The organism is Parafrankia sp. EUN1f (assembly GCF_000177675.1).
Lineage (GTDB): Bacteria > Actinomycetota > Actinomycetes > Frankiales > Frankiaceae > Parafrankia.
In genome coordinates this window covers 1-9,243 of sequence record NZ_ADGX01000240.1, presented here as the reverse complement: position 1 = coordinate 9,243, position 9,243 = coordinate 1, and the positions used below count along the sequence as shown (strand labels likewise).

7 protein-coding genes and 1 pseudogene are annotated in these 9,243 nt (G+C 70.3%); 7 read left to right on the top strand and 1 reads right to left on the bottom strand.

Going from position 1 to position 9,243, the window contains the following annotated elements; translation table 11 throughout:
- The 7 genes and pseudogenes from FREUN1FDRAFT_RS36325 to FREUN1FDRAFT_RS36295 all read left to right on the top strand — a co-directional run.
- Positions 1–451 (top strand): annotated as a pseudogene (locus FREUN1FDRAFT_RS36325) (transposase); the annotation flags it as partial.
- Between the two features lie 163 nt (positions 452–614).
- On the top strand, positions 615–1,925 hold the full coding sequence (locus tag FREUN1FDRAFT_RS36320; RefSeq protein WP_050796177.1) for an ABC transporter ATP-binding protein: 1,311 nt from the start codon (positions 615–617) through the stop codon (positions 1,923–1,925).
- A 137-nt stretch (positions 1,926–2,062) separates the two neighbouring features.
- Positions 2,063–3,442, top strand: a complete 1,380-nt coding sequence (locus FREUN1FDRAFT_RS36315) for an ABC transporter substrate-binding protein (protein WP_006545403.1) — start codon at positions 2,063–2,065, stop codon at positions 3,440–3,442.
- Positions 3,443–3,447: 5 nt separating this feature from the next.
- A complete protein-coding gene (locus tag FREUN1FDRAFT_RS36310; RefSeq protein WP_006545402.1) occupies positions 3,448–4,389 on the top strand; it encodes a tyrosine-protein phosphatase in 942 nt (313 codons plus the stop codon).
- Between the two features lie 120 nt (positions 4,390–4,509).
- Positions 4,510–5,382: a metallophosphoesterase gene (locus tag FREUN1FDRAFT_RS36305; protein ID WP_006545401.1), complete on the top strand. Its 873-nt coding sequence runs from the start codon at positions 4,510–4,512 to the stop codon at positions 5,380–5,382.
- A 72-nt stretch (positions 5,383–5,454) separates the two neighbouring features.
- Positions 5,455–6,420 (top strand): carbohydrate ABC transporter permease, encoded by a 966-nt coding sequence (locus FREUN1FDRAFT_RS36300; RefSeq protein ID WP_006545400.1) that lies wholly within the window; start codon positions 5,455–5,457, stop codon positions 6,418–6,420.
- A gap of 13 nt (positions 6,421–6,433) precedes the next feature.
- Positions 6,434–7,429, top strand: a complete 996-nt coding sequence (locus FREUN1FDRAFT_RS36295) for a carbohydrate ABC transporter permease (protein ID WP_006545399.1) — start codon at positions 6,434–6,436, stop codon at positions 7,427–7,429.
- Positions 7,430–7,855: 426 nt separating this feature from the next.
- Here FREUN1FDRAFT_RS36295 and FREUN1FDRAFT_RS36290 read toward each other — a convergent pair whose 3' ends face one another.
- On the bottom strand, positions 7,856–9,070 hold the full coding sequence (locus FREUN1FDRAFT_RS36290) for a cytochrome P450 (protein ID WP_006545398.1): 1,215 nt from the start codon (positions 9,068–9,070) through the stop codon (positions 7,856–7,858).
- Positions 9,071–9,243: the final 173 nt, after the last annotated feature.

The following is a 9,243-nucleotide window of genomic DNA, read 5'->3' as shown; positions in this document are numbered from 1 at the left end:
GGAGCAGGTCGAAGCCCATTTGGCGAGCACCCGGACGCTCGAGGTCCTGCTGTCCCAGCCCGGCCTGGGCACGGTCCTCGCTGCCCGGGTGCTCGCCGAGTTCGGGGACGACCCGAAGCGCTACACCGACGCCAAAGCCCGCCGCAACTACGCCGGCACCAGCCCGATCACCCGCGCCTCAGGCCGCAAGACCGTGGTCATGGCCCGCTACGCCCGCAACAACCGGCTCGCCGACGCCCTGCACCAGCAGGCCTTCTGCGCCCTGAACGCCTCGCCCGGCGCCCGTGCCTACTACGACACCGTCCGCGGACGCGGCAAGTCCCACCACGCCGCCCTCCGCCAGCTCGGCAACCGCCTGGTCGGCATCCTCCATGGCTGCCTCAAGACCCATACCCCCTACGACGAGGCAACCGCCTGGCCGCGGAACGTCACGCTCGCACCCGCCCCTTGACATCCAAAAACATGGGATGTCTGACCTGCATCGTCGTGCAAGTTACCGCGCACGTTCCCCCGTCCGTCCCGGTTTGTTCACCTGGCTGGCCGACCCTTCCTCATGTAACAGCAAGCCATGGCGGTTTCGAATCTTGAAACTGCTGTACACGAAGGGGGGCCGGGTGGCTGGGATCAGGATCGAGGGCCTTACCAGGCAGTTCGGGTCCGTTCACGCTGTCGAGGACATCTCTATGGAGATCGCCGATGGCGACTTCCTGGTGCTGCTCGGACCGAGCGGATGCGGCAAGACGACCCTGCTCCGGATGATCGCCGGCCTGATCGAGCCGACGGCGGGGCGCGTTCTGCTGGGAGACACCGACATCACCTACGCGCCGGCGCGGGACCGTGACCTGGCCATGGTGTTCCAGAGCTACGCGCTCTACCCCCATCTCACCGTCGAGCGGAACATCGGCTTCCCGCTGCGCGCGGCCCGGCTGCCGAAACGGGAGATCGCCGAGCGGGTCCGCGAGGTCGCCGGCCAGCTGGAGCTCACCGCGCTGCTGGGGCGACGTCCCAAGGAGCTCTCCGGTGGGCAGCGGCAGCGAGTCGCACTCGGCCGCGCGCTGGTGCGCAAACCGCAGGCGTTCCTCATGGACGAGCCGCTGTCCAACCTCGACGCCAAGCTGCGCACCGCGACCCGGACCGAGCTGTCGGCGCTGCACCACCGGCTCCGGTCGACGTTCGTCTACGTCACGCACGACCAGGTCGAGGCCATGACGATGGCGACCAGGGTCGCGCTGCTCAACGGTGGACGTCTCGAGCAGATCGGCACCCCGACCGAGGTGTACGACAATCCCGCCTCGGTGTTCGTCGCGGGCTTCCTCGGCTCACCGCCGATGAACCTGCTCTCGGCCCGGATCTCCGAACGTGCCGGCCGGCTGCGAGCGGCGGCCACGGACCTGGAGATCCCACTGTGGGCCGGTTCGGACGCCGCCCGGGACGTGACAGTCGGCCTGCGCCCGGAACACCTGCGGGTCGTCCGCGACGCCGAGGGCTCGCCCGCGCCCGCCGACACAGCTGCGCCCGCCGACACAGCCGCGCCCGCCGACACAGCCGCGCCCGCCGACACAGCCGCGCCCGCCGACACAGCTGCGCCCGCCGACTCGACCGCGCGAGCCGACTCGACCGCGCCCGCCGGGTCGGCCGAGCGGGCACGGCTGCGGGGAGTCGTCACCGGCGTCGAGAACCTCGGTGGTGAGGAGGTCGCGTGGTGTGAGATCGGCGGCCAGCCGGTCGCGCTGCGCGGGCCGCGCCCGGTCGGGCTGAGCCGGGGCGACGCCGTCACGCTCACCGTCGACCTCGATCAGGTGCACCTCTTCGACCGCACCAGCGGCCGCCGCCTCGCCTGGCAGCCCACCGCGGACAAGCCCAGCCCGCAGCACACGCCGAGCACACAGCGCCTGCCGCAGCGGCCCGCCGCCGCCGCGGTCTGACGCGGGCCTCCAGACCGCCGGGCCGCCAGGTCGCCGAGCCGCCGCTTCCCCGCGATCACCGCTTCCCGTTCGTCCCGTTCATCCCGTTCGTTCGATCACCCCTTCATTCGCCACGCCATCATGCAAAGGAGCATCACGTGGCCAGACCACGCCTGTCGCTCGCCGCGGCCGGCATCGCGCTCGTCGCGCTGACCGCCGGGGCCTGCGCGACGTCGTCGTCACCCGCCGCCTCGACGACGGACGCCGCCGGATCCACCAGCACGATTCCCGAGCTGTCCGCGGACCAGAAGGTCTCGATCGTCTTCGAGAGCTACAACCTGACGTCCACCGGCACCTGGAAGCCGGCGATCGAGGGCCTGCTCGCCGAGTTCGAGAAGGAACACCCCAACATCACGGTCAGGGCGCAGCCGCCGCAGGGCGCCAGCCAGACCGACATCGTCGGAAGCATCAAGAACCAGGCGCTTGCCGGCAATCCGCCGGACGTCGCCCAGGTCACCTTCAACGCGCTCAGCTTCGCCGCCACCAGCCTGGGCGCCCAGCCCATCGACACGCTGGTCGGCAAGGACGCCGTCCAGGCGAACTTCGAGGGTGATCACCCCTTCGCCGAGTCGGCGCGCACGCTCGGTGACGTCAACGGGCACACCTACGCGGTTCCGTACGTCTTCTCCACCCCGGTGCTCTGGTACAACGCGGACCTGTTCCGGCAGGCCGGGCTCGACCCGGAGAAGCCCCCGACGACCTGGGCCGAGGTGAAGACGGCGGCGACCGCCATCAAGGAGAAGACCGGCAAGGGCGGCGTCCTGATCGACTGTCTGACGAAGTCCTCCGGTGACTGGTGCTTCCAGTCGCTGGTGCTCTCCAACGGCGGCCGGGTGCTCTCCGAGGACGGCACGAAGCTGACGTTCGCCGAGACGGGTGCCGTCGGAGCCGTCGAGATGGCGGCCGACCTGGTCAAGGCGGGTGTCAGCCCGAACCTGTCGCAGGCGCAGGCGTTCGAGACGTTCGGCCGCGGTGACCTCGGCATGCTCCTGGAGACGAGCGCCGTCCAGGGACTGTTCATTCAGCAGGCCCAGGCCGGTGGCTGGCAGTTGCGGTCGGCGGCCGAGCCCGGCTTCGGCTCGAAGACCGCGGTGCCGACGAACTCCGGCTCCGGCCTGACGATCCTGTCGACCGACCCGGCCAAGCAGCGGGCCAGCTGGGAGCTCATCAAGTTTCTCACCAGCGACCGTGCCTACACCGTGATCTCCTCGAAGATCGGCTACCTGCCGCTGCGGCCAAGCCTCGTCGACGACCCGGCCACGCTCAAGGACTGGGCCGACAAGAATCCCCTGATCAAGCCGAACCTGGCCCAGCTGACCCGGCTCAAGCCGTGGGTCTCCTTCCCCGGGGACGACTACCAGCAGATCGGCGACCTGATGATGACCGCGGTCGAAAGCGCGGTCTACGGCGGCAAGGACGTCGAGTCCACCCTGGCCGCGGCCCAGCGTCAGGCCACCGACCTCCTCCCGACCAAGTGAGCGCAATGACCACCGACACCATCGAGAACGCCGAGAACGCCGAGAACGCCGAGGCCGCCGCGGACGTCGCGGACGTCGCGGACGTCGCGGACGTCGAGAGCGACCGGCGGGGGCTTGAGCTGCCCGGATCCGTCAACCTTCGTGACGTCGGCGGCTACCGCACCGCGGACGGGCGCCGGGTGCGCTGGCGCACGCTGCTGCGCTGCGGCGCGATGCACGCCCTGACCGACACCGCACGGGCCCGGTTCGCCCAGCTCGGCCTGCGCTCGGTCGTCGACCTGCGGGAAGCCGGCGAGCGCGCGCAGGAACCGGACGCGCTGGGGCAGCTCCCGGCCCGCTCGGTCTGGGTGCCGATCTACACGGTTCCCCCGGCGGACGCCGCCCCCGCGACGGCCCAGGCCAACACGGCGCAGGCAAACACCGCCACCCCGGGTGCCGCGGCCGCGGCAGGTGCCAGCGCGGCGATGGACGTCCTGCGCGGCGCCGGCGCCGCCATCAGCCTGCAGGCGATCTACGACTTCGCCGTGGACAACCGCGGCGACCGGCTCACCGCCGCGGTGCTCGCCCTGGCCGAACCCGGTGCGCTGCCCGGCATCGTGCACTGCAGCGCCGGCAAGGACCGGACGGGAATGGTCGTCGCGATGGTCCTCGACCTGTGTGGGGTCCCGGACGAGACCATCGCCGCCGACTTCGCGCTGACGGCCCGCCACCTGCGGGAGGAGGCGATCGCCGCGATACGGCAGCTGGCAGAGGCCGGCGACGGCGACCTGCCGACGGATGTGATGGCCTGCCCGCCCCAGCTCATCCTCGACACGCTGGCACGCATCCGGGCCGGGCACGGCGACATCCGCGGCTACCTGCTGGCGCACGGCGCGACCCCGCAGGCCCTCGACCGGCTGGTCGAGGCACTGCTGACCGACGACGCGGTGACCGACAGCATCCAATAGCCGACAACAGCCGGTGACTGACGACAACCGGTCACCGACGATGTTTCCGCGGCCTGACGCCTCTCCCGCGCAGGTCTCCCCGCGCAGACCTCGACTCCGCTTCGCACGGAAGGCCGAACCATGTTCCTGATTCCCGAGCCGCAGAAGCTCACCCACACCGTGATCCAGATCAGCGACACCCACATCGTGCCCGAAGGCTCGCTGATGATGGGCAAGGTCGACACCCACGCCAACCTGGTCGCCGCGCTGGAGCAGGTGGAGAAGTCCGGCGTGCAGGTGGACGCGCTGCTGCTCACCGGCGACCTCGCCGACAAGGGCGAGCTCGACGCCTACCGCCGTCTGCGGGACACCGTCGAGCCCGTCGCCGAGCGGATCGGCGCGCCGGTTCTCTACGTGATGGGCAACCACGACAGCCGCGGACCGTTCCGCGAAGGGCTGCTCGGCGCCGAGCCGAGCGCCGACACCCCGCACGACTACGTGCACTGGGTGGGTGACCTGCGCATCATCGTCCTCGACAGCACCGAGCCGGACGAGCACGCCGGCCTGCTCTCCGACGCCCAGCTGCGCTGGCTCGCCGACGAGCTCGCCACCGCCGCGCCCGCGGGCACGGTGCTCGCTCTGCACCACCCGCCGGTGCCCTCGCCCGTCGAGATGCTCAACGGGATGATCCTCAGCCAGTCGGCCGAGCTCGCTGACGTCCTGCGCGGCAGCGACGTCAAGATCGTGGTCTGCGGGCACGCGCACCACGCCTCCGCCGGGAGCATCGGCGGGGTGCCGGTGTGGGTCGCCGGCGCGACCGCCTACAGTGCGCGCACTCTCGGGCCCGCCGACCAGTTCGCCGGTCTGACCGGCGGTTTCTACACCCGGCTGGACGTCTTCCCGCTCGGCGCCGTCGCGACCTCGGTGCCGGTCGACCCGGGTGCCGCGGTCTACGAGATGAACCTGACCGACATGGTCGAGCTTGCCGAGGAGTACGGGCTCACCTCCGCCTGATCCATCCGTCCGGGCACCGCTGACGCGGTGGAGAAGACCGAGGAAGCAAGCGGAAAGTAAGGAGCACGACCCGTGTTCGTCGAAGCCGCGCTGACCGCGGCGACGGCGGCGCCCACGAGCCCGGCCGGGTCGGGCGAGGACTCGGCCACCCGGCCGGGCCTGGCCCACCGGCTACGCGGCGCCGCACCGCCCTATCTCTACCTGCTCCCGGCACTGGCATGCCTGGTGCTGTGGACCTACAAGCCGCTGGTCGAGGCGGCGCAGCTGTCCGTCTACCACTGGAACCTGCTGCCCACCTCGCCGAAGACCTACGTGGGGCTTGCGAACTTCCAGCGGGTTCTGCAGCTCCCGCAGCTTCGCGGCGCGGCGCTGAACACCCTCTGGTACGTCCTCGGCCTGCTGCCGTTCTCCATCGTGCTGCCCACGGTGATCGCGCTGGTCACCCGCCGGCTGGGGGAACGCAGCCGGACGGCCTACCGCGCGATGGTCTTCGTTCCGATGCTGGTCGCGCCGGTGGCGACCGCGGCCGTGTGGCGCTGGCTGTATGACCCGTCCGGGCTGTTCAACCGCCTGTTCGGGCTGGGCGATCACAACTGGCTGCGGGAGGAGTCGACGGCGCTGCCGGCCGTGCTCGCGATCTGCGCCTGGCAGATGCTCGGGTTCGCGGTGCTCGTCGTGTCGGCGGGGCTGTCCGGGATCAGCCCCGACTACGCCGAGGCCGCCGAGATGGACGGGGCGTCCCGCTGGCAGATCCTGCGCTGGATCACGCTGCCGCTGCTGCGGCCGACCCTGCTGTTCATGCTGTTGATGACGGTGCTGCTGTCAGGCCAGTGGACCTTCCCGCTGATCGACGTGCTCACCCAGGGCGGCCCGGCGGACAGCACGACCAACGTCTACTACCTGCTGTGGGAGTTCGGCTTCCGCAGCATGGACTCCGGGCTGGCCTCCGCCGCCGGGCTCGTGTTCTTCGGCTGCTTCGGTCTGCTCGCCGCCGGCCTGGTGAAGCTCGCTGACCGCTTCAGCTTCCATGACGACTGAGGAACTCCGCGAAATGAGCATCTCCGAGCCCCTCACCGCGCCCTCCGCCTCGGCTGGTGCAGCCGCCCGCTCGGCAGCTGCCCCTTCTTCGGCCGGCGCTGCCGCGAAAGACGCAGCCGCCGCGAAAGACGCAGCCGCCGCGGTCTCCTGCTCGGCGGGCCCGGAGGATACGGGAGGCGGCGCCGCGGCCGGGACCTCACGGCGGCGCTGGCTGCCGACATCCGGCCGCCATCTGCTGATGATCGTGCTCAGCCTGTTCAGCCTGTTCCCCATCTACTGGATGTTCGCCAGCTCGTTCCGGCGCCCCGGCGACGTCAACGACAACTCGCTGTTCCCGTGGCCGCTGAGCCTGGAGAACTATCGGATCGTCTTCGATTCCCTGGACGTCGGAACCCTGCTCGCGAACACCTTTGTGATCGCCGCGGTGACCGCCGTGGGCCAGCTCCTCGTCTGCCTGCTGGCCGCCTACGCGTTCGCCGCGTGGGATTTCCGCGGGAAAGGGCTGCTGTTCCTGCTCTTCGTCGCCACCTGGCTGGTGCCGTTCCAGGTGACGATGGTGTCGAACTACCTGGTGCTGTCGAACATCGGGCTGCTCAACACCCTCGCCGGCGTGATCGTGCCCAACCTGTGCTCGGCGCTGGCCGTGCTGATGCTCCGCCAGCACATGCAGGCCTTTCCCCGGGAGCTGCTCGACGCGGCCAAAATGGACGGACGCGGGTCCTGGACGACGTTGTGGACCGTGGTGATCCCGAATCTGCGCCCGGTTCTCGCCTCGCTGTCGATCCTGTTGTTCATCACGGCCTGGAACGACTATCTGTGGCCCGCGCTCGTGCTGCCCCGCGCGAACTCGGTGGTGCAGCTGGGCATCCGCAGCTTCCTGGGCGCCGAGGGCGACGCCTGGGGCGCGATCATGGCGGCGTCCGGGCTGGCCTGCCTGCCCATCTTCGCGATCTACCTGGTGATGCAGCGGCAGGTCATCGACGCGTTCGTCCGCTCCGGGCTGCGCTGACCCGCGGCCGATGCCCGGTGCGGCCGACGACGATGGGCGCCGCACCGGAACGCGCGGGTAGCGGTTCAGCCCCTTCCACCGCCGCCAGCACTGCACCCGCCACAACGGTTCGCAAAATGTTTGTTGCTTTTCTCATGGTCGTTGCTCTCCGAGACGAACACCGCAATCGGCAGTGGAGCCAACCCCCCGGTCGCCGCAGAGAAGGCCCCTTCCTCGAATGCGTGGCACAGTCGCTCCCGCAGCAAACAATGCCCTCCCGGCTTTTGGCGCAGCCCGCATGTTGGTACCCCGCCTGACCTTCGTGATCAGCTGTACCTGACAGGCCGGCGGTGGGCGGCGAGACCGGCCAGGCTCCCTCGTGGCCCGCCCCGGCGAGGCACAGGCCCGACGAGGCACAGGCCCGACGAGGCACAGGCCCAGCGAGGCTCAGGCCTGAAGGCGAACCGGGAGCGTGTCCAGGCCGTGGATGGCGACCGTGTCGCGCCAGACGGGCTCGTCGGTCAGCGCCAGGCCGGGCGCACGGCGCAGGAGGGTGTCGATCGCGATCTCGGTCTCCAGCCGGCCGAGGTGCGCGCCGAGGCAGTAGTGCGGCCCGCCGCTGAACGACAGGTGGCGCGGTGCCGGGGTACGGCCGGCGAACCGGGTGATGTCCAGGCGGTCCGGGTCGGTGTACACGGCCGGGTCGCGGTTCGCGGCCGCGGTCAGGATGACGATGCCGTCGCCGCGGGCGAACGTGTGCCCGGCGACCTCGCGTTCGGCCAGTGCCACCCGGTGGGTGAACTGCACCGGTGGCTCGTACCGCAGGAGCTCGTCAACGGCGGGTGCCGCCAGATCCGGGTCGGAGAGCCATCGCTGGACCTGGTCGGGGTTGCGCAGCAGGGCGACGACGCTCTTGCCGATCACGTCCGAGATCGTCTCGTAGCCGCCGATCAGCAGCCCGACGGCCAGCCCGAGCGGCTCGCGACCACCGTTCAGCTGGCCTTCGTCCTGGGCCGCGCACAGCCCGGTCAGTATGTCGTCGTGCGGATCGACGCGCCGCCGGGCGAGCAGCGCGGCGAAGTAGGCCTCGAATTCCGCCATGGCCGCCGGCCTGCGAGCGAGGCTCTCGGGAGTCTGCAGGATGTCCGGGTCCGTACCGCGGACTATCTCCAACGACCACTTCTGGACCAGGGTGTGGTCCTCGCGCGGTATACCGAGCAGGTCTCCGATGATGGTCAGCGGCAGCGGACGCGCGAACGCCTCCATCAGATCCACCTCACCGGCCTCGATCGCCGCGTCGAGCAGCCTGTTGACGAGGCTCTCGATCCGATCGCGGATTCCGGCCGTGGTGCGGGGCATGAAGGCGCTCTTGACCAGGCCTCTTACCCGGGTGTGATTCGGCGGATCCATCCGCAGCATCGACCCGGGAACGTCGTCGGGATCGACACCCGGCCGGAACGGGTTTATGCCGTCTTCGTACCCGTGCCCCCACAGCGGGTCCGCGAAGACAGCCGCGCACTCCCGGTAACGGGTCGCCATGAGGATGTCCGGCCGCAGTGGGTACAGCGCCGTGTACTCACGGACGGCCGCGTACCTGGGGTAGGGGTTCGACCGGTGCGCCGGGTGGAAGGCGTCGAAGACAACCTGCGGAACAGTGGACACGTCCACGTCCTCTCTCGGAGCATCCTCCGCCGACCGGTGCCGGTGCCGGTGCCGGTGCCGGATCCGGCAACATTTCCGTGATCAGAACCGTCATCATTCCAGCGTGCCGGGCACCGGCCGCGCTGGTTCTCCGTGCCGGGCAGGGAAACCTATGAGCCAATAGGGAAACGCGG

Bases quoted from the DNA above. Each gene is read 5' to 3' on its own strand.
- FREUN1FDRAFT_RS36310 (WP_006545402.1), top strand. From the start codon at position 3,448: ATGACCACCGACACCATCGAGAACGCCGAGAACGCCGAGAACGCCGAG.
- FREUN1FDRAFT_RS36305 (WP_006545401.1), top strand. From the start codon at position 4,510: ATGTTCCTGATTCCCGAGCCGCAGAAGCTCACCCACACCGTGATCCAG.
- FREUN1FDRAFT_RS36295 (WP_006545399.1), top strand. From the start codon at position 6,434: ATGAGCATCTCCGAGCCCCTCACCGCGCCCTCCGCCTCGGCTGGTGCA.